Source organism: Myroides odoratus (assembly GCF_001549985.1).
GTDB classification, from domain to species: Bacteria; Bacteroidota; Bacteroidia; order Flavobacteriales; family Flavobacteriaceae; genus Flavobacterium; species Flavobacterium odoratum_A.
In genome coordinates this window covers 58,744-79,695 of sequence record NZ_LROZ01000008.1, presented here as the reverse complement: position 1 = coordinate 79,695, position 20,952 = coordinate 58,744, and the positions used below count along the sequence as shown (strand labels likewise).

Here is a 20,952-nt window from a genome sequence, read left to right as displayed (position 1 = left end):
TAGGAGTATGTTAGGGTATGCTAGGAATAGGTTGAGAATAGGTTGGGTTGAAGATGGATTAAAAATAGCGTGAAAGCGGTTTAAAAGGGTTGAAGTACTTGAGATAATTGGCATCGATCTGTTGTTGGGTTGGTTGCTTATCCCCGCAGAGAAAGAAAGGATATGTGCTTCACTATTAGAAAAATAAGGCGGTTTTTACTTCTTGTATGAATGGAAAATAAGCTAGGGTTGAATTGTAATGCATTGACTATAAGTTAATTTTAGAATAAAGAAGATTAATTTTTGGTCTAAAATCAGGAAAGATATATATTTGCATCTTATTTCTTTTCCAAAAATATGAACAAGTTATTGATCGTCGGAACGGTGGCGTTTGACAGTATAGAAACACCATTCGGGAAAACGGACAAAGTATTAGGAGGTGCAGCTACATATATAGGACTATCTGCTTCGCATTTTGATGTTGAAACAGCTATCGTTTCTGTTGTAGGGGATGACTTTCCTAAAGAATACATAGCATTACTAGAAAGTAAGAATATCAATACAACAGGTATTGAAGTAGTTCCAGGCGGTAAAACCTTCTTTTGGAGTGGTAGATACCACAACGATTTGAACGCAAGAGATACATTAGACACACAGCTTAATGTGTTGGAGAATTTCAATCCTGTCGTTCCTTCTGATTTTAAAAATGCTGATGTTGTGATGTTGGGGAATTTACATCCCGCTATTCAGCAATCTGTATTGGATCAATTGGAACAAAAACCGAAACTAGTGGTGTTAGATACCATGAATTTTTGGATGAATTGTGCGTTAGATGAGCTCAAATCCGTTTTGAAACACGTCGACGTCATTACAATTAACGATGAAGAGGCACGTCAACTTTCTGGAGAGTATTCTTTGGTAAAGGCGGCTGAAGTGATTCATGAAATGGGACCTCAGTATGTCGTAATTAAAAAAGGAGAACATGGCGCCTTGTTGTTTTCAGGGAAAGATGTTTTCTTTGCTCCAGCATTACCCCTAAAAGAAGTATTCGATCCAACCGGAGCAGGGGATACTTTCGCAGGAGGATTTGCAGGGTACTTAACAGAAAGAGGAAATATATCCTTTCAATGTATGAAGAACGCAATTATTTTTGGATCTAATTTAGCCTCCTTTTGTGTCGAAGAATTCGGAACACAGCGCATGGAGCAGTTAGAAGAAGCCGAAATGAAAAAAAGATTAATGCAATTTAAAATGTTAACCCAGTTCGACATTGAACTCAAATAAACATGCAACATACTAAGCCTCGTCGTGGGGCTTTTTTTAATGATAACACACAACACAACTAACTATGAGCGACGCACTACAACACGAATGTGGAATTGCTTTTTTACGATTAAAAAAGCCTCTATCCTATTATAAAGAAAAATATGGGAGTGCATTTTACCCGATTCAAAAAATGTACTTGTTATTAGAAAAACAACATAATAGAGGACAAGATGGAGCTGGTTTGGCGAGTATTAAACTCGATATGGAACCAGGAGAACGCTATATTAGTCGTGTGCGTTCAAATAAAGCACAGCCGATTCAAGATATTTTTGCCCAAATCAATGGACGCATTAATGCAGAAATGGAAGAACACCCAGAATATGCGGATAGTGCTGAATTGCAAAAAAAACACATTCCTTATTTAGGAGAAGTGTTTTTAGGTCACGTGCGTTATGGAACTTTTGGAAAAAATAGCATCGAAAGCGTTCATCCTTTTTTACGTCAAAACAATTGGATGCACAGAAACTTAATCGTAGCTGGAAACTTCAATTTAACGAATGTTAGAGAGTTGTTTGACGATTTAGTTCGCTTAGGTCAACATCCAAAAGAGATGTCAGATACCATTACCGTAATGGAGAAAATAGGTCATTTCTTAGATGATGAAATCGATGATTTATACTACAAAATAAAACAAGAAGGATTCTCGAAAAAAACAGCTTCACCAATTATTGGAGAGCGTTTGGATATTGCTCGTATCTTGAGAAGAGCTTCTAAAAACTGGGACGGCGGATTCACTATGGCAGGAATGTTAGGTCATGGAGATGCTTTTGTATTTCGTGATCCAGCGGGTATTCGCCCTGCATTCTACTATGAAAATGACGAAATCGTTGTTGTTGCAAGTGAGCGCCCTGTGATTCAAACGGCTTTGAATGTGCCTTTCGAAGATATTAAAGAATTGACTCCAGGTCAAGCAATCATCGTGAAGAAAGATGCAAGTGTACACTTTGAGCAAATCTTAGAACCACTTCCATTGAAAGCATGTTCATTCGAACGCGTATATTTCTCAAGAGGAAATGATGCCGATATTTACCAAGAACGCAAAGACTTAGGAAAGTTTATCTTCCCTCAAGTATTAGATATTATTGAAAACGATACCGATAATTCAGTATTCTCTTATATTCCTAATACATCAGAAACATCGTTCTTCGGAATGATTGAAGGAGCACAAGATTTCTTGAATCAACGCAAGATTTCGGATATCTTGAAGAACAAGGAAGCTTTGACAGAGGAGAAATTACAAGAGATTTTATCTGTAAAATTACGCACGGAGAAAATTGCAATTAAAGATGCAAAATTGCGTACGTTTATTACGGATGATAGCAGTCGTGATGATTTAGTAGCACACGTATACGATGTAACCTATGGCGTGATCAAACCAACGGACAACTTGGTGATTATCGATGATAGTATTGTGCGTGGAACGACACTGAAGAAAAGTATCATCCGCATGTTGGATCGTTTAAATCCGAAGCGTATTGTAGTTGTTTCTGCAGCACCTCAAGTGCGTTACCCCGATTGCTACGGAATCGATATGGCAAAATTAGAAGGGTTAATTGCTTTCCAAGCGGTAATTGAAATGCTGAAAGAACGCAATATGTACCACATTGTAGAAGAAGTATACCAAAAATCAAAAGCACAAGTAGGCTTAAAAGATGACGAGGTTGTCAACTACGTAAAAGAGATTTATGCGCCATTTACAGATGAGGAAGTTTCAGCTAAGATTGCAGAGATGGTAACAGAAGAAGGAACTAAATCAGAAATCAAAATCGTATTCCAATCAATCGAGAACTTACACAAAGCGTGTCCGAAAAACTTAGGGGATTGGTACTTTACTGGAGATTATCCTACAAAAGGAGGAAACCGCGTAGTCAACCGCGCCTTCATCAACTACTACGAAGGTAGAGATGAAAAACCGTATTAATAGAAAATAATTTTCATATAAAAGCACTGATCGAGAGATTGGTGCTTTTTTTATTACCCCAACCAGAAAAAGTAAGCAACTGTAGCAATAATAATGGCGCAGAAAATATTCAAAATAAATCCAGCTTTCATCATTTCTTTTTGTTGAATATCACCCGTGCCGAATACAATGGCATTGGGTGGTGTGGCTACCGGGAGCATAAAGGCACAGGAAGCACCGAGTCCGATAATCATGGATAGCCCGAGCGGATGCATACCTAATTCCTGAGAGATCGAGAAGAAAATAGGAACTAGTAGTGCTGCACTAGCAGTATTGGAGGTAAATTCCGTTAAGAAGACAATAAAGAAGGCTACAATTAAGCTGATGACAAAAAACGAACTATCGTGAATCACGGCAACCAATAAATCAGCCATAACCTTGCTTGCTCCTGATTCTTTGAGAACCATACTCAACGTTAAGCCCCCACCAAACAATAATAGAACACCCCAATCCACGTTGTGTTGCAATTCTTTCCAGCGGGATACTTGACTGACACAGATTAAAATAAACGCACCTAAAGCAATGAAGGTGTCAAAATTTTTGAAGCTACCTTCAAATCCAACTAAAGCAGCAAATAACGGATTGATTTGGTTGCTTAAAATCCAACAGATGGCGGTGAGTAAGAAAATTCCTAAGGTAATCCAGCGGTCTGTATTCATGGGAATCACATCCATTTGATGTTCGAATCGCAGGTTGAGTTTAGGTTTGAAGACAAAATAGATGATGGCAATCATCAAAGGCAATAAGATAATAACCATGGGAAATCCCATTTTCAGCCATTCCGCAAAAGAGAGGTTTAATTGAGAAGCAACAATTGCATTGGGCGGACTTCCAACAATAGTTCCCATACCTCCAATACTGGCACTATAGGCAATTCCCAAGAGCACAAACACATAAGTATTGTGATGTTTGATTTTATCCAATTGACTCAATATCCCCATAACTAGCGGAAGCATCATGGCTACCGTAGCGGTATTGCTAATCCACATGGAGAGTATAGCGGTTGCCAGAAACAAGTAAAAGATGGCATGAGATAATCGCCCTTTGGCCAAGTACATAATTTTGCTGGCAATAATCAAGTCTAGTTTTTGTACGTGTAAAGCTCCAGCGAGTACGAATCCACCTAAGAAAAGGAAGATATTGGGATCTGCAAAAGAAACGAGTGCAGGCTGAACATCAGTCAGTCCTAATCCAATGGCGAGAACTGGAACAAAAACGGCGGTGGTTGTCACGTGTAAGGCTTCAGTCAACCATAGCACAGCCACAAAGGCAAGCAAGGCAAGTCCTTTGTTCACTTGAGGTTCATAAGGTAAAAAATGAATCAGCGTAAATAACATTACGGTGTTTAAACCAATAATGAAGTAATTTCGTTTGGATTTGTGTCTTGCGTTTCCTGGTTCGTAATCTAATTGCATGAGCTAGAGATAAATGTGATCGAAAGGAAAAGTACAAAAAATTAGCGTAGTGTAGTGGGAAAAAAACGGAGAAGATTAGAAGGAAAACGAATGATTTCATGCATTTTTCAAATAAAAAAAGGGAAGTATCACTGATACTTCCCTTTTGCTATCTAAAGAGTACTCTCTTTATGTCTTATTTTGCTGCTGCATATCTCTTCGCAACTTCAGTCCAGTTGATTACGCTGAAGAAAGCAGAAATATAGTCAGGGCGTCTGTTTTGGTAGTTTAAGTAGTATGCATGTTCCCAAACGTCCATTCCTAAGATTGGAGTTCCACCACAAGCAACACCTGGCATAAGCGGGTTGTCTTGGTTTGGTGTACCACATACTTCTAATTTACCATTTTTAACGCATAACCAAGCCCAACCTGAACCAAATTGAGTAGCACCTGCTTTTGCGAAAGCTTCTTTGAAGTTTGCAAATGAACCAAAATCCTTAGCAATTGCATCTGCTAATTCTCCTGTTGGCTCTCCACCACCATTCGGGCTCATTACTGTCCAGAATAAGTTGTGGTTGTAGAAACCTCCACCGTTGTTGCGAACTGCACCATTAGTCATATCAAGGTTCTCTAAAATCTCCTCGATTGTTTTTCCTTCTAATTCAGTACCAGCAATAGCAGCATTTAAATTAGTAGTATAAGCATTGTGGTGTTTCGTATGGTGGATTTCCATTGTACGTGCGTCAATATGTGGTTCTAATGCGTCATACGCATAAGGTAATTGTGGTAATTCGAAAGCCATAATTCGTATTATTTAAAGATTAGTGTTATTTTTATTCAAATTTAGGGATTTTCTATGGAATATAAAAAATCTTAAGGGTTAATAAAAGTTAAGGGATAATTCAATGATTAGAGCGGAAAAAGCCTCATTTTCAGTATATAATGCCTCTGCGGGTTCAGGAAAAACACATACGTTAGTAAAAGAATATTTAAAAATCGTCTTGGTTGATCGATCAGATGATGCGTATCGAAAAATTCTAGCCATTACCTTTACGAATAAAGCAGTAGCGGAAATGAAAAATCGAATTCTATCCTGTCTATATGCTTTCTCGCAGAAGGAAACAGGAAAGAAATTTCAGTCGATGCTGGATCAGCTTGTAGCAGAAACTGGACTGAAAGAAGAGGAAATCAAGAAAAAGTCGGAACGCATTATGAAGCATATTATTCACAACTATGCTTCCTTTGATATTTCGACGATTGATAAATTTACCCATAAGGTTATTCGCTCCTTTGCTTTTGACTTGAATCTGCCCATGAGTTTTGAAGTATCCTTGGATTCGGATGAATTGCTACAGGAGGCAGTGGATTCGGTCATTGCCAAAGCAGGAACAGATGAAGAGTTAACAAAAGTATTGATTGATTTCTCTATTGACAAAGCCGACAATGATAAGAGTTGGGACATTACCCGTGAATTGAAAGAAATGGGGGCGTTGTTGTTGAATGAGAACAACCGAGAGGAAATTGCGTTATTCGATGAGAAAACCCTAAAAGATTTCGTTGTAACGCGCGACTATTTGCGTAAAAAAATCGAGGAGATAACCAGCGAAACGAAACAAAAAGGACAAGCAATTTGGGATTTGTTGATTGATAAAGGCGTAGATATGAAATCCTTTTCTAGAGGAACGTTTCCCAATCACCTGTTGGCCATTATCAACGATACAGACAAAAGTACCCAGCGCAAATATGTGGAATTTGAAGAGGTGACGTTATTAAAGGCTGCGAAAGATCGAGATACGATTGAGGCGCTCTTGCCAGACGTACTTCGACAGTTGGCTGTGATTTATCAATTATTTGCCAAGCGTTTATTTTATCAAGCGTTTTTAAAAAATATTACCCCGCTATCGCTCTTGAATATTTTAGGTATTGAAATGCAACATATTCAAGACGAAAAAAATATGCTGTCTATCAGTCAGTTTAATGCGATTATTCACAATGAGATTCAGCACCAACCGGCTCCTTTTATTTATGAAAGGCTAGGAGAGCGTTACCGTCATTTCTTTATTGATGAGTTTCAAGATACTTCCGTGATGCAATGGGATAATCTTGTTCCTTTGATTGACAATGCCCTAGCAGGAGAAGATTTTGGTGTAAAAGGAACCTTAATGTTAGTGGGAGATCCTAAACAATCCATCTACCGTTGGCGTGGAGGAAAAGCAGAGCAGTTTATCGCATTGAGTAAAGAGGTTAACCCCTTTTCTAATCCCGATAAAGAAGTCGTGGTTTTAGGAAAGAATTACCGCAGTTATTCGGAAGTCATTCAGTTTAATAACACCTTTTTTAATGGAGTTTCTTCCTTTTTTACCCAAGAAGATTATAAACATATTTATGAACACCAGAGTTATCAAGAGATAAATAGTAAAGTTGGCGGTTATGTCAACTTGCAATTTCTCGATGAGCGCTTGGTCGACAAAGAAAATGAAATAGATAAAGAACAGCTGTATTTACAAGCGACCTTAGCAACTATTCAAAGTTGTAAGGCGCAAGGTTTTCAATATAGTGATATGGTGGTCTTGACGCGAAAACGAGCGCATGGTATTGCGTTAGCGAATTATTTGACCGAACAAGAAATACCGATTTTGTCTTCCGACTCCCTGTTGATTAGTCATGCTACAGAAGTGCGATTGATCATGGATGTGTTGCGTTATATCCGCAATAAAGAAGACAAGGAATCTAAAACCATGTTGTTGTATTATATTGCCAATAAAAGACAGCAAGAAGCGGTTCATGATTTTATTGAAGAAGGATTGGCCTTCACTGCTGACGCGGAGTTTGAAGCTTGGCTGTTAAGTAAAGAGGTGGTGATTTCCTTTGATCAATGTAGAAAGAAATCACTCTATGAAGCAGTGGAAATTATTGTCCGCGCTTTTTTTCCAACCAAAGCAACGAGTTCCTATGTATTGTATTTCTTGGATATTGTCTTAGAGCGTACCATTAAGAATCAATACGGAATTGGAGATTTCATTCTGTATTGGGAGGAGAACAACCATAAATTTAGTATTCCCACACCAGAAGGAAAGGATGCTGTGCAATTGATGACTATCCACAAATCGAAAGGGTTAGAATTTCCCATTGTCATTTTTCCATTCGCCGAAGAGGATTATGATCGATCCAATCGGGATAAGTTATGGGTGGAATTTGATGAACTAGATGAAGGGATTGAATTGCCAAAAGCGCTAGTTGATGCCAAAAAAGAGGTGAAGGAATACGGCGCTTATGCCGAAAAGCTATATGCGGAGAAAGAGCAAGAAGAATTATTAGATAATATTAATGTATTGTATGTGGCGCTGACCAGAGCAGAAGAACAACTACACATTATTACTACACGAGATATGAAAACGGATGGTGAATACAAGAACAATATGTCGCGTTTCTTTATTCACTATTTACGTCAGCAAGGACTGTATCAAGAAGAGGTGAATGAGTATGAGTTTGGAAGTCCTCAACGGTTATCGAAGGTAAGTGAAACTGCGTTAGATCAAAATAAATTAATTCAAAGTGTGGAGTCGCTTTTTAATTTCAATGATATCAAAATTGCTGAACGCGAGGCATTGATGTGGGATACGCAAGTAGGAGAAGCGATTGCCTACGGAAATATCACCCATAAGATTATGTCGTTTATTCAGACGGATCAAGATATTGAACCTGCAATTGAACGTGCACTTGAAGAAGGATTAATTGTAGCGAGTGATCGAGCGAGTTTTACACATGCCGTTGAGCAAATTGTTACGCATCCTGATTTACAGGTGTTCTTCTCAGAAGGAACAGTGTACAATGAGCGCATGATGATTGGTAAGCAAAAGAACAATCTAATTCCCGACCGCGTATTGATTCGAGAAAAGAAAGCGTATTTGTTGGATTACAAAACCGGAAAACCAGAAGAAAAGTATATCAAACAATTGGCTCAATATGAGGAATCACTCCAAGAGATGGGGTATGAAGTGGCTAAAAAAGTTATTTTATATATGGGAGTGGATGATTTAAATATAATACATTTGTAACAGAGTATAGTTAACGCTTAAAAAGAGTAAGTATGTACGGAAAAATTAAAGACCATTTACAACAAGAGTTGAAGTCGATTGAAGACAATGGTTTATTTAAAAGAGAAAGAATTATTACTTCGCCACAAGGAGCAGAGATTACAGTTTCTACAGGAGAAAAAGTATTGAATTTTTGTGCGAATAACTATTTAGGATTATCCTCACATCCAGAAGTTGTACAAGCGGCAAAAGAAGCTTTGGATACCCACGGTTTTGGGATGTCATCTGTGCGTTTCATCTGTGGGACACAAGATATTCACAAACAATTAGAAGCAACAATTGCTGATTTCTACGGTACAGAAGACACTATTTTATATGCAGCAGCTTTTGATGCAAATGGTGGAGTTTTCGAACCTTTATTAGGAGCAGAAGATGCAATTATCTCAGATAGTTTAAACCATGCGTCTATTATTGATGGGGTTCGCTTGTGTAAAGCAGCGCGTTACCGTTATGAAAATAACGATATGGCTGATTTAGAGCAACAGTTGATTAAAGCAAATGAAGCAGGACACCGTTTCAAGATTATCGTTACGGATGGTGTATTCTCTATGGATGGATTAGTAGCACCATTAGATAAAATCTGTGACTTAGCTGATAAATATGATGCTTTAGTTATGGTAGATGAGTGCCATGCTGCTGGATTTATTGGAGCTACAGGAAAAGGTACGATGGAAGCGAAAAACGCAATGGGACGCGTAGATATCATTACAGGTACATTAGGAAAGGCATTAGGTGGGGCAATGGGAGGATATACAACAGGTAAAAAAGAAATTATCGAGTTGTTGAGACAACGTTCTCGTCCTTATTTATTCTCCAATTCATTGGCTCCAATGATTGTAGGAGCATCATTGAAGGTGTTTGAACTATTGAAAAAAGACACTAAACTACGTGATCAATTAGAGTGGAATACTAATTATTTCAAAGCAGGAATGAAAAAAGCGGGATTTGATTTTATCGATGGAGACGCTGCTATTGTTCCCGTGATGTTGTATGATGCAAAATTATCCCAAGAAATGGCAGATCGTCTATTAGCAAAAGGCGTTTATGTAATTGGATTCTTCTATCCAGTTGTGCCACAGGGAAAAGCGAGAATTAGAGTTCAATTATCCGCAGCACATACTCAAGAACACCTAGATAAAGCCATTCAAGCCTTTATTGAAGTAGGAAAAGAACTAAATGTAATCTAAATATTAAGTTTTTTTAGCAAATCATAATAATTGTTAAGAATAAAATTTGTTAACTACACATATAATTGTATTTTTGTTTTAACATTACAATAAATAGAAAAATAAAGTTATGAAACATCTCAACAAATTAATTGCAGCGGCAATACTATGTGCGGGGCTTTCGACTCAAGCACAAGATGCCGACCATCCGTGGGCTGTAACTATTGGTGCGAATGCTGTAAACACTAAAGTTAGTTCGGCTAAAGGGTTTTCACACAAAATGGGAGGTTATTTCCAAACTTCGGATTGGAATATTTTGCCATCAATCTCTTATTTGAACGTATCTAGATATCTAGGTGATGGATTTTCATTGGGAGTAGTAGGATCTGTGAATAAAATTGAAAAATTTATTTCTAAAGAATCTGAAGGATACTTAAAGTACAACCCTGGAGATTTGTCATACTATGGTATTGACGCAGAAGTTAAATATAGCTTCAAAGAATTATTGAACACTAAAGTGGTTGACCCATTCTTATTATTAGGTGGAGGTTATACTTTTATGGGTGATGCAAGTACAGGTACTGTGAATGGAGGTTTAGGGTTAAACTTTTGGTTTACTCAAAACATCGCTTTAACAGTTCAATCGACTTACAAACATTCATTTGACGATACAAGAGATCCAAATGTAGATGTGGCATCACATATGCAACACTTCATGGGGATTCGCTTCCAATTTGGAGGAAAAGATACTGATGGAGATGGAATCTTAGACAAATATGACGAGTGTCCAGATGTTCCTGGTTTAGCAGAATTCAACGGATGCCCTGATACAGACGGTGATGGTATTCCAGATCATTTAGATGAGTGTCCAGATGTTCCAGGTTTACCAGAATTCAACGGATGTCCTGATACAGACGGTGATGGTATTCCAGATCATTTAGATGAGTGTCCAGACGTTCCAGGTTTACCAGAATTCAACGGATGTCCTGATACAGACGGTGACGGTGTGCCAGATCATAAAGATGAGTGTCCTGAAGTTCCTGGTCCAAAAGAAAACAAAGGTTGTCCTTGGCCAGATAGAGACGGAGACGGAGTGCCTGATCATTTAGATGAGTGTCCAGATGTTCCTGGTCCTGCTTCAAACAGAGGATGTCCAGAAATCAAAGAAGAGCAAGTAAAACAATTGAACGACTATGGAAAAACAATTTTATTCCATACAGGTAAATTTACATTCCAAGATGCTTCTTACGCTGTTTTAGATAACATCGTGAAAATCATGAAAGAATACCCTACTGCTAAATTCCACATCGCTGGATATACTGATAGTACTGGATCTGACAAAATCAACGTTCCGTTATCTGATAACAGAGCTAACGCAGTAAAAGTTTACTTAGTAGAGAAAGGTATTGATGCTAGCCGTTTAACTTCTAAAGGTTACGGATCTGCTGAACCAATCGCTTCTAACAAAACTGTTAAAGGACGTGAGTTGAACAGACGTGTTGAAATTCAATTACAAAAATAATTAGGATCTATCCTAAGATAGAAAAGGGCTTCGAGTATTCGAAGCCCTTTTTTTATTACCTTTATTCACATGAGTCAACAACGTTTTTTAAATCAATTCTGCGCGGAAATAAAGAAGGATTTTCCCTCGTCTATGGACGACTTAGTGGTCGTATTACCCAATAAACGCGCGAAAGTCTTCTTGTTGGAACAGCTGAAGTCATTTTATGATAGCCGTGTTTTTGCTCCAACCATTATCAGTGTTGAAGAATTGGTACAGGATATTGCTCAATTAAGAGGAATTGACTCCATTGAGCTCTTGTTTGAATTTTATCTGGTTTATAAACAACTGTTACAAGATAAAGCTGAGGATTTCGACTATTTTGTCAATTGGGCAAGAATGTTGCTTCAAGATTTTAATGAAGTCGATCGTTATTTGTTGAATCCTCAACATGTTTTTAGCTATTTAAAAGATATAGAAGATATCAATCACTGGGCTGTAGATGTCAATCAACAGACGGATATCGTGAAGAATTACCTTCAGTTTTGGGAGCAAATACCAGGATATTACTCCGCTTTATATCAGCACCTCAAAGCCAAGAAAATTGGCTATCAAGGGATGATTTATCGCGAAGCAGTTGCCGTCCACCAAGATTTTGTAAAGTCCAATAATAAACAATATTATTTTGCAGGATTTAATGCGTTAAATGCCGCAGAAGAAGTAATTATTCAGCATTTTTTGATTGAAGGGAGAGCTCGCGTTTTTTGGGATATTGATGAGGTTTTCCTTCATGATGTCTATCATGATGCGGGTTTATTCCTAAGACGAATCAAACAAAAATGGCCTTATTATCAAAATCATCCTTTCGAATGGATTACCACATCTTTTAGTGAAGAGAAAAATATTGAAATTATTCAAACGCCCAAAAGTGTAGGACAAGCAAAGATTGTAGGAGCAATTATTGATCAGGAGTTGGCAAAAGGTACTTCTTTGGATGAGATTGCCGTTGTTTTGGGGGATGAAAATTTGCTACAACCTGTGTTATATGGGTTGCCTAATACGGTGAGTAGTTTAAATATTACGATGGGGTACAGCGGGAATAGTAGCCCTGTTCAGCTGTTTTTGAATAAGATATTCAAAATGCATTTAGCCGCAGTTCGTCGAGGGGGAAAACAATATGTATACTACTACCGTGATGTTTTAGAAGTATTGACTAGTCCTGTGATGGAAGGGTTATTTGATGTAGGCGATGTAGTGTCCGAAATACAGAAAAAAAACTTAACTTTTTTCTCATTTGATCGTTTTGAATCGTGGATTACCGCTTCTGATGAAGAAACGAAACGACTTGTTTTTGATTCTTGGAAGGATCAAAATCCTGCAGCTATATTAAAGCGTTTAATTGCTTTGATTATTCAGGTTAAAAATAAACTTGCTACCGATAGTCAACAAAATCGTTTGATGAAAACCTTTTTGTTTACGACTTACAACTTATTGAATCGCTTGTTGTCTTATTGTGAAAAATACCCGTTTATTCATTCGATTGAATTACTTCAGGTATTGTATAAGCAAATCATGGATATGAGTGAGGTATCTTTTGAAGGAGATCCGCTGGAAGGACTTCAAATCATGGGAATCTTAGAAAGTAGGGTGTTGGATTTTGAAACGGTGATTCTTACCTCTGTAAATGAAGGTAAATTTCCATCGGGTAAAAGTCAAAATTCCTTTATTCCCTATGATGTAAAAAGAGAATTAGGGCTCCCAACATATAAGGAAAAGGATGCCATTTATAGCTTTCACTTCTACCATTTACTTTTGCGTGCGAAACAGGTGTATTTAATTTATAATTCCCAAGCCGAGGGAATGGATGCTGGAGAGAAAAGTCGATTTTTAGCGCAATTGGAAATGGAAACACAACCTAAACATCATTTAGCCAACGTTACCTATTCAGCCTATTTACCTGACAAGGCCTATGCGCCTATTGCAATTGAAAAGTCAGCCGAATTGATGGAAAAACTCAAAGCTATTGCAACAGTTAAGGGGTTTTCGCCTTCTGCTTTAACTGCTTATTTGCGCAATCCGTTGCAATTTTATATTCAACAGGTGTTGCGCATTCGAGAAGTGGATGAGGTTGAGGAAAGTGTAGCATTGAATACTTTGGGAACCATTATTCACAATGCGTTAGAAAACTTGTATCAACCTTATGTTGGAAAGGTACTAACCGTTTCGATGATTAAAGAAATTCAACTCAAAGCAGATCAAGAGGTTCAGGATCAGTTCGAAGAAATTTATAATAGCGACAAGGAGAAAATGGGGAAAAACCTATTGGCTTTTGAAGTGGCTAAGCGAAATGTGTATCATTTCTTGCGTGAAGAACTCAAGGGATTGGAGCAAGGAGATCAAGTAGAGCTATTGGCGTTGGAAACGCGTTTGGAGCATGTGTTGGAAGATCCTCGTTTACCTTATCCTATTAAATTATTTGGGTTTGTAGATCGCATTGAAAATCGAAATGGAAAAATTCGCGTTATTGATTACAAAACGGGAAAAGTGGAATCCAATCAAGTAAAATTGTCCCAATGGGAAGGCTTAACGGAGCACTTAAAGAACGATAAAATTATTCAGCTGTTGTGTTATGCATTAATGTATGCTGAAAAAGAGCATATAGCTTCATTAGAAGCGGGAATCTACTCCTTTAAAAACCGTAGAGAAGGATTTTTATTCTTTGGAGTTCGTGAAGGAAGGGCCGTTGATCACGATATCACCCCTGTAATTTTAGCGGCTTTCAAAGAAGAATTGATCAAGCTTATTTTGGTTATATTAGATCGAGAAACTCCATTTGTGGAGACCTTATAAAAAAAGCGAGAATAATAGCTATTCTCGCTTTTTTGTTGTCTTATTGTGGATCAGCTATTTTACTAGCTCGTTGAGTGTTTGCTTTAGTTCTTCTTTTTGTTCAATATGAAGCATATGTCCTCCTTTCAGTGTAGTCACCTTAACTTTGGTTCCTAAGGTTTGATCCAAGGTGTCTTGATAAGGCATAACAGGATCATCTTGACCTAGAATAAGAGCAATTGGGTAAGGAGCAAAGTGCAAGAGGACTTCTCTGTCAATTCGCGTTTTCATTCCTTCTAAAGCCGCAATAACACCTTGAGTAGATGTTTTTAGTGCTTCTTCTCGGGTATGGCTAATTTCTGCTTCATGTAATGGTCTAATTGCATCTGCAAATAAGTTATTGATGGCCATAGTGATAAACATGGGGGCATTTTTCTTGATGAGTTCAATCGCTCGACCTCTGTTTTGTACTCGTTCAGGACTGTCAGCACGAGCAGTAGAATTAATTAATATGATATTTTTGACATAATCAGGATAGAGTTCCGCAAATGCCAAAGAAACATACCCACCCATGGAGTGTCCAATTAAAGTTACTCTTTTAAGTTTCAAGTGTGTAATTACAGCATGAACGGCATCAGCCATATCTTCCATGCTGTGAATATAACCTATACAACCCGTATCACCATGCCCCAATAAGTCGATGCTGATTACGCGGTGCTTCGTTGAGAAATAGGTTGTATAATCCCTCCACATGGTGGCATTTTCTAAAAAGCCATGTAAGAAAATTAAGGCATGACCTTTGCCACTATCGTAGTAATTGATCTGAATGTTCTTGTATAGTAACGATTTTGGAATCATTAGATGTGTTTTGTTGAGCAAGCAAAAGTAAAGGTTGCAAAACGAAAAAAAAACTTTCTACCCTAGAATTGCTTTTTGTTAACAGGTATTTTTATTTTTATTTATTCTAAATTATTCAAATAGAATTATCTTTGGGACTTATAAAACAGCGTAAACATGAAATATATCTATAGCGTATTATTCGCTCTACTAGTTGGAACCGTTTTTGCAAGCGAAGGGCAACCGTACCAAATTTACAATGCGAAAGGAAAAAAAGTGACCTATAAACAAATGATCAAAACATTAGGAAAATCTGATGTCGTGTTGTTTGGGGAATACCACAATAATTCTTTGGGGCATTGGTTGCAATTGAAGGTAACAGAAAGTTTAGGTGCTAAACACGAACTAGTATTAGGTGCTGAGATGTTCGAAGCAGACAATCAAGAAGGGTTGTCAAATTATGTAGCAGGACAAAGCTCAGAAGAGGATTTTGCAAAAGAGGTGCGTTTGTGGAATAATTATAAAGGGGATTATCGACCATTGGTTGAATATGCAAAGCAACAGCGTTTTCCTTTTATTGCGACTAATGTACCACGTCGATATGCAAGTTTGTTGTTTAAAGGAGGAATGGAAGCTTTAGATACCTTGAAAGTAGAAGAAAAAGCATGGATTGCACCTCTTCCTTTTCCTTATGATCCGGAATTACCTGGATATAAAGAGATGTTGACGATGTTTGATGCAGATCACGTAAACGAGAATTTACCTAAAGCACAAGCAATTAAGGATGCTACAATGGCACACTTTATTCAGTCAAATAGTACTCCAAATAAGTTGTTTATACACTATAATGGATCATACCATAGTAACAACTATGAAGGCATTTTTTGGTATTTGAAAAATTATGCTCCACAGCTGAAAGTAGCCACAATTACGATGGTTGAAGCAGATCAGGTGGGGAATTTCGAAAAACTCAATCTTGGTTTAGCCGACTTTATTCTTGTTATAGATGCGAATATTTTAAAGTCGTTTTAGAATCTTTTAGGAAAATATACTATTTGGTCTTAAATCTAGTCTCATTCTAATTTTTTTTTAAGTAAAATAAGGTAAAAAACTTTGTTTATATTCAATATAAATAAACGCTCACACATTGTGGATAACGTTAATTAGGTGTATTTTTGAGAGATTTTTTCAAGAAAAACAATTAAAATTACATTATGGCAAAATCTGCACTTTTAAAGTCATCCATTGCAAAGAAATATTGGATGTCTCTTACTGGGTTATTTTTATGCTTGTTTTTAGTTGGTCACTTGATAGGGAATCTTCAGTTGATTTTTGGGGATGCGTCAAAATTCAATGAGTATGCCTTATTCATGACAACTAATCCAGCTGTAAAAGTATTATCTTATGTTACGTATATCTCAATCCTTTTCCACGCGATTGATGGTATAGTTCTTACGGTTCAAAACAAAAAAGCTCGTCCTATCGGATACGCGAAGAACAATGCTGGTGCAAACAGTAAATGGGCTTCTCGTAATATGGCGGTTTTAGGAACTTTATTATTAGTTTTTATTGTGACGCACATGGTTAACTTCTGGGCGAAAATGCACTTTACGGCTATGCCTTTGCAAACAATAGAAGTTAAGGTTGAAGGTCAAGAGGAACCAATTACAATTTACAAAACTGTTCAAGAGCAACCAATCGACGTTAGAGCGGTTGAGATGGGACAATTGGAAATTAAAGGAACTGCTTTTTATCAAAAAGGCATGGACTTAAAAATTGCAGATGGTTACAAAGATTTACATAAAATTACAATTGAGTTTTTTAAAGATCCTTCTACAGGGTTGATTAGCACAATTTTATATGTAATCGCAATGATTGTTCTTGGATTCCATTTATCTCATGGTTTTGCAAGTGCATTCCAATCTTTAGGGATAAATAATCCAAAGTATAACTGTTTGATTAAAGGATTAGGTTATGCATTTGCATACTTAGTACCAGCTTTATTTGCGATCATTCCATTATACATTCACTTTATTAAATAGTCCTAAAGAAATTGATTATGAAATTAGATTCAAAGATACCTCAAGGACCAATCGATAAGAAATGGTCTGATTATAAAAACCACATTAAATTAGTTAACCCTGCAAATAAACGTAACATTGATGTTATTGTTGTAGGAACAGGATTAGCTGGTGGATCAGCTGCTGCAACTTTAGCAGAGCTTGGTTATAATGTAAAAGCATTTTGTTATCAAGATTCACCTCGTCGTGCACACTCAATTGCTGCACAAGGAGGGATTAACGCTGCTAAAAACTACCAAGGAGATGGTGACTCTATCTACAGATTATTCTATGATACTGTAAAAGGAGGAGATTACCGTGCACGTGAAGCAAACGTACACCGTTTGTCGGAAGTTTCAGCGAATATTATTGACCAATGTGTGGCTCAAGGTGTGCCATTAGCACGTGAGTACGGTGGTTTATTAGACAACCGTTCTTTCGGGGGAACTCAAGTTTCTCGTACATTCTACGCAAAAGGACAAACAGGTCAACAATTATTATTAGGGGCATACTCTGCAATGAACCGTCAAATCGGTCGTGGAAAAATCAAAATGTACAACCGTCATGAGATGCTTGACTTAGTACTAGTTGATGGAAAAGCAAGAGGAATTATCGCTCGTAACTTAATCAATGGTGAGATTGAGCGTCATTCTGGACACGCAGTAGTTATTGCTACAGGTGGTTACGGAAACGTATTCTTCTTATCAACAAATGCAATGGGTTCAAACGTTACTGCTGCTTGGAAAGCGCATAAACGTGGAGCATTCTTCGCTAACCCTTGTTTTACACAAATTCACCCAACTTGTATTCCTGTTACAGGAGACCACCAATCAAAATTAACGTTGATGTCTGAGTCTTTACGTAATGATGGACGTATTTGGGTTCCAAAGAAAATTGAAGATGCTGTTGCAATTAGAGAAGGTAAATTAAAACCAACACAAATTGCAGAAGAAGATAGAGATTACTACTTAGAAAGAAGATATCCATCATTCGGAAACTTAGTACCACGTGACGTTGCTTCTCGTGCAGCGAAAGAAAGATGTGATGCTGGATATGGTGTTAACGCAACAGGTGAGGCAGTTTACTTAGACTTCGCTTCTGCTATTGAGCGTTACGGTAAAGAACAAGCGCGTATTCACCACTTAGATGAAAACGATGCTAAATTGGTTTACAAACTAGGTAGAGACGTTGTAGAGAACAAATACGGAAACTTATTCCAAATGTATGAGAAAATCGTTGATGAGGATCCATACACTACACCAATGATGATTTACCCTGCAGTTCACTATACAATGGGTGGAGTTTGGGTTGATTACAACTTAATGTCAACAATTGAAGGATGTTATGTAATTGGTGAAGCAAACTTCTCTGATCACGGAGCAAACCGTTTAGGGGCTTCTGCATTGATGCAAGGATTAGCAGACGGATATTTCGTATTACCTTATACAATCGGTGATTACTTAGCTGATGATATTCGTACAGGTGCGATTCCAACAGATTTACCAGAATTTGATGCTGCGGAGAAAAATGTACAAGATATGATTGATCACTTAATGAACAATAAAGGATCACATTCAGTAGATTACTTCCACAAAAAATTAGGTAAAATCATGTGGGATAAAGTAGGTATGGCTCGTAATGCACAAGGTTTAAATGAAGCAATGGATGAAATTGCTGTATTAAGAGAGGAATTCTACAAAGACGTGAAAGTATCTGGAACTGCAGATAGCTTTAACCAAGAACTAGAAAAAGCGCTTAGAGTTGCTGACTTCTTAGAGTTAGGAGAATTATTCGCGAAAGATGCTTTACACCGTGAAGAATCTTGTGGAGGTCACTTCCGTGAAGAACACCAAACAGAAGATGGAGAAGCACAACGTGATGATGCGAACTTTGCTTATGCTGCTGCATGGGAGTACAAAGGAAATCCTAGAGACGCTGTTCTACACAAAGAAGACTTGGTGTATGAAAATATTAAGTTGGTAACTCGTAGTTATAAATAATATTGAGGTATTGATTCTTGAATCATATCTTGTTGTAAAAATTCGATGCAGATGAATCTTACATTAAAAATATGGCGTCAAAAAAACGCTAAAGAACAAGGAAAAATAGTTGAATATAAAATCAATGATGTTTCTCCTGATATGTCTTTCTTAGAAATGCTTGATGTTTTAAACAATGAGCTAATCGAGAAAGGGGATGATCCCGTAGCATTTGACCACGACTGTCGTGAAGGTATTTGTGGAATGTGTTCGTTATTTATTAATGGACAAGCACACGGACCAGATAGAGGAGTTACTACTTGTCAGTTACACATGAGAAAGTTCAAAAATGGTGATACTATTTATATTGAACCATTTAGAGCAAAAGCTTTCCCAGTAATCAAAGACTTAGTAGTTGACCGTACCGCTTTTGATAAAATTCAACACGCAGGAGGATTTATTTCGGTAAATACTTCTGGTAATACACAAGATGCGAATGCTATTCCAATTCCAAAGCACGATGCAGATAAGTCATTTGACGCTGCTACTTGTATTGGTTGTGGGGCATGTGTGGCTACGTGTAAAAACTCTTCAGCTATGTTATTCGTATCTGCAAAAGTTTCTCAATTTGCTTTGTTGCCACAAGGTAAAGTAGAAGCTGCAGACCGTGTAATGAACATGGTAGCTGAAATGGACGCTTTAGGCTTCGGTAACTGTACAAATACAGGTGCTTGTGAGGTAGAATGTCCAAAAGGTATTTCTCTAGAGAATATTGCTCGTATGAACAGAGAATACTTAAAAGCAGCCTTATAATTGATTTTAATATTTTTTTGAAAAAGGAAAAAGCAGCACATTTGTGCTGCTTTTTTTATTAGCGTAATTTGCATTTTGGTTTCGTTAACATATATTTGCTTTTTATTAACACAAATTTCAACATTTAATGAAAACCTTACTACTTAGCATTTTATTGTTATTCTCTTCTCTTATTTCCTATGGACAGCTCGGTTTCGCAGCTACGGATGTAAATCGTGGAAAAACAGTCCTCACCTTTAAAAACGGTTCAAAAGAAACAGGGAAAATTAGAGAGAAATTCACCGCTTTTGGTTCTCAATATACCGATCCTTACGAATTTAAGTTTAAGAGCGATGGAGCAAAGGACTATCGTCCTGTTTCATCTAGAGATGTAATTTCAGTAGAGGTTTACGATAAAAAGGATGAGAAGCACTCTACCGTATATTATCCTGTTCGCATTCGAAAATTTGATAAAAAATATGAGTTTTCAGATAAGTATGTTGTCGATTTCTTTCCATTGAATACATATAAAGATGTTCCGTATGCTAAACTGTTATTTTTAGATAATGGGAGATTAATTTTTACCCATTTTTATTTTCCAGTAGCCAATACCGATTACTTTTTCTTTTTTCATGCCGCTTATCGCAGGACAGATCGCGAGACTGCTCAGTTTATGATGCTAATGGATAAAAATTGCAAAGCTTTTCAGACGTATTTACAAGAAAATTATATTGACTCAAAGAACTATAAAGACGAGTATAAACAGGCTTTGGCAGATTTTAAAGCAACTAAAAAGGAATTTATTGCTGACAGAATAGCCAATGGATCTTCGAAGAAATTGGCTAAATTGGAATATAAAAGCGAAGTAGATTTCGTCTTTTTTAGACAAATATTAGCCAAATACAGTGAACTTTGTACCCATGAAAATCATTAAAAAGATAAAAAGGAGAACTAACTGTTTCTCCTTTTTTATTTTTTAAGACTAACGTAAAGGGGAGGTTTCTCTTTGATGCGAAAATAACATCCTAAGAA

The 20,952-nt window shown here is 37.2% G+C and carries 14 protein-coding genes; 11 read left to right on the top strand and 3 right to left on the bottom strand.

The window, feature by feature from the left end; genetic code table 11:
• Positions 1 to 336: 336 nt before the first annotated feature.
• Positions 337 to 1,263: a PfkB family carbohydrate kinase gene (locus AWV75_RS10320; RefSeq protein WP_060874288.1), complete on the top strand. Its 927-nt coding sequence runs from the start codon at positions 337 to 339 to the stop codon at positions 1,261 to 1,263.
• A 64-nt stretch (positions 1,264 to 1,327) separates the two neighbouring features.
• Positions 1,328 to 3,226, top strand: coding sequence for a hypothetical protein (locus AWV75_RS10315; RefSeq protein ID WP_060874287.1), 1,899 nt, complete (start codon positions 1,328 to 1,330; stop codon positions 3,224 to 3,226).
• Between the two features lie 53 nt (positions 3,227 to 3,279).
• On the opposite strand, the gene AWV75_RS10310 is transcribed toward AWV75_RS10315, so the two are convergent.
• Together AWV75_RS10310 and AWV75_RS10305 are read right to left on the bottom strand one after the other, a co-directional pair.
• A complete protein-coding gene (locus AWV75_RS10310) occupies positions 3,280 to 4,680 on the bottom strand; it encodes an SLC13 family permease (protein WP_060874286.1) in 1,401 nt (466 codons plus the stop codon).
• Between the two features lie 175 nt (positions 4,681 to 4,855).
• Positions 4,856 to 5,461 (bottom strand): superoxide dismutase, encoded by a 606-nt coding sequence (locus tag AWV75_RS10305; protein ID WP_060874285.1) that lies wholly within the window; start codon positions 5,459 to 5,461, stop codon positions 4,856 to 4,858.
• Between the two features lie 103 nt (positions 5,462 to 5,564).
• Between AWV75_RS10305 and AWV75_RS10300 the strand changes: the two genes are divergently transcribed.
• The 4 genes from AWV75_RS10300 (at position 5,565) to AWV75_RS10285 (ending at position 14,273) form a co-directional block, all read left to right on the top strand.
• The gene (locus tag AWV75_RS10300) at positions 5,565 to 8,717 is read left to right on the top strand and encodes a UvrD-helicase domain-containing protein (protein WP_060874284.1); all 3,153 of its coding nucleotides are present in this window, start codon (positions 5,565 to 5,567) and stop codon (positions 8,715 to 8,717) included.
• 32 nt (positions 8,718 to 8,749) lie between these two features.
• Positions 8,750 to 9,943 carry a glycine C-acetyltransferase gene (kbl, locus tag AWV75_RS10295; protein ID WP_060874283.1) on the top strand — a complete coding sequence of 398 codons (1,194 nt, stop codon included), beginning with the start codon at positions 8,750 to 8,752 and terminating at the stop codon, positions 9,941 to 9,943.
• Between the two features lie 109 nt (positions 9,944 to 10,052).
• On the top strand, positions 10,053 to 11,444 hold the full coding sequence (locus AWV75_RS10290) for a thrombospondin type 3 repeat-containing protein (RefSeq protein WP_060874282.1): 1,392 nt from the start codon (positions 10,053 to 10,055) through the stop codon (positions 11,442 to 11,444).
• 69 nt (positions 11,445 to 11,513) lie between these two features.
• Positions 11,514 to 14,273, top strand: coding sequence for a PD-(D/E)XK nuclease family protein (locus tag AWV75_RS10285; protein WP_060874281.1), 2,760 nt, complete (start codon positions 11,514 to 11,516; stop codon positions 14,271 to 14,273).
• Between the two features lie 54 nt (positions 14,274 to 14,327).
• On the opposite strand, the gene AWV75_RS10280 is transcribed toward AWV75_RS10285, so the two are convergent.
• Entirely contained in the window at positions 14,328 to 15,110 is a 783-nt protein-coding gene (locus AWV75_RS10280) for an alpha/beta fold hydrolase (protein WP_060874280.1), read from the bottom strand.
• 156 nt (positions 15,111 to 15,266) lie between these two features.
• Here AWV75_RS10280 and AWV75_RS10275 point away from each other — a divergent pair, with 156 nt between their 5' ends.
• From AWV75_RS10275 to AWV75_RS10255, 5 genes are all read left to right on the top strand, one after another.
• Positions 15,267 to 16,121 (top strand): ChaN family lipoprotein, encoded by an 855-nt coding sequence (locus AWV75_RS10275; protein ID WP_060874279.1) that lies wholly within the window; start codon positions 15,267 to 15,269, stop codon positions 16,119 to 16,121.
• A 182-nt stretch (positions 16,122 to 16,303) separates the two neighbouring features.
• Entirely contained in the window at positions 16,304 to 17,131 is an 828-nt protein-coding gene (locus AWV75_RS10270; RefSeq protein ID WP_060874278.1) for a succinate dehydrogenase cytochrome b subunit, read from the top strand.
• 17 nt (positions 17,132 to 17,148) lie between these two features.
• Entirely contained in the window at positions 17,149 to 19,149 is a 2,001-nt protein-coding gene (locus tag AWV75_RS10265; protein WP_060874277.1) for a fumarate reductase/succinate dehydrogenase flavoprotein subunit, read from the top strand.
• Positions 19,150 to 19,200: 51 nt separating this feature from the next.
• Complete coding sequence (locus tag AWV75_RS10260; protein WP_002988095.1) at positions 19,201 to 19,941, top strand: succinate dehydrogenase/fumarate reductase iron-sulfur subunit; 741 nt, start codon at positions 19,201 to 19,203, stop codon at positions 19,939 to 19,941.
• Positions 19,942 to 20,068: 127 nt separating this feature from the next.
• On the top strand, positions 20,069 to 20,854 hold the full coding sequence (locus AWV75_RS10255) for a hypothetical protein (protein ID WP_060874276.1): 786 nt from the start codon (positions 20,069 to 20,071) through the stop codon (positions 20,852 to 20,854).
• The last annotated feature ends 98 nt before the right edge of the window (positions 20,855 to 20,952 follow it).

Excerpts from the sequence above, each read along its gene's own strand:
- AWV75_RS10285 (WP_060874281.1), top strand. The coding sequence starts at position 11,514 with ATGAGTCAACAACGTTTTTTAAATCAATTCTGCGCGGAAATAAAGAAG.
- AWV75_RS10300 (WP_060874284.1), top strand. The coding sequence starts at position 5,565 with ATGATTAGAGCGGAAAAAGCCTCATTTTCAGTATATAATGCCTCTGCG.
- kbl (WP_060874283.1), top strand. The coding sequence starts at position 8,750 with ATGTACGGAAAAATTAAAGACCATTTACAACAAGAGTTGAAGTCGATT.
- AWV75_RS10260 (WP_002988095.1), top strand. The coding sequence starts at position 19,201 with ATGAATCTTACATTAAAAATATGGCGTCAAAAAAACGCTAAAGAACAA.
- AWV75_RS10280 (WP_060874280.1), bottom strand. The coding sequence starts at position 15,110 with ATGATTCCAAAATCGTTACTATACAAGAACATTCAGATCAATTACTAC.
- AWV75_RS10320 (WP_060874288.1), top strand. The coding sequence starts at position 337 with ATGAACAAGTTATTGATCGTCGGAACGGTGGCGTTTGACAGTATAGAA.
- AWV75_RS10310 (WP_060874286.1), bottom strand. The coding sequence starts at position 4,680 with ATGCAATTAGATTACGAACCAGGAAACGCAAGACACAAATCCAAACGA.
- AWV75_RS10290 (WP_060874282.1), top strand. The coding sequence starts at position 10,053 with ATGAAACATCTCAACAAATTAATTGCAGCGGCAATACTATGTGCGGGG.
- AWV75_RS10305 (WP_060874285.1), bottom strand. The coding sequence starts at position 5,461 with ATGGCTTTCGAATTACCACAATTACCTTATGCGTATGACGCATTAGAA.
- AWV75_RS10255 (WP_060874276.1), top strand. The coding sequence starts at position 20,069 with ATGAAAACCTTACTACTTAGCATTTTATTGTTATTCTCTTCTCTTATT.
- AWV75_RS10270 (WP_060874278.1), top strand. The coding sequence starts at position 16,304 with ATGGCAAAATCTGCACTTTTAAAGTCATCCATTGCAAAGAAATATTGG.
- AWV75_RS10265 (WP_060874277.1), top strand. The coding sequence starts at position 17,149 with ATGAAATTAGATTCAAAGATACCTCAAGGACCAATCGATAAGAAATGG.
- AWV75_RS10275 (WP_060874279.1), top strand. The coding sequence starts at position 15,267 with ATGAAATATATCTATAGCGTATTATTCGCTCTACTAGTTGGAACCGTT.
- AWV75_RS10315 (WP_060874287.1), top strand. The coding sequence starts at position 1,328 with ATGAGCGACGCACTACAACACGAATGTGGAATTGCTTTTTTACGATTA.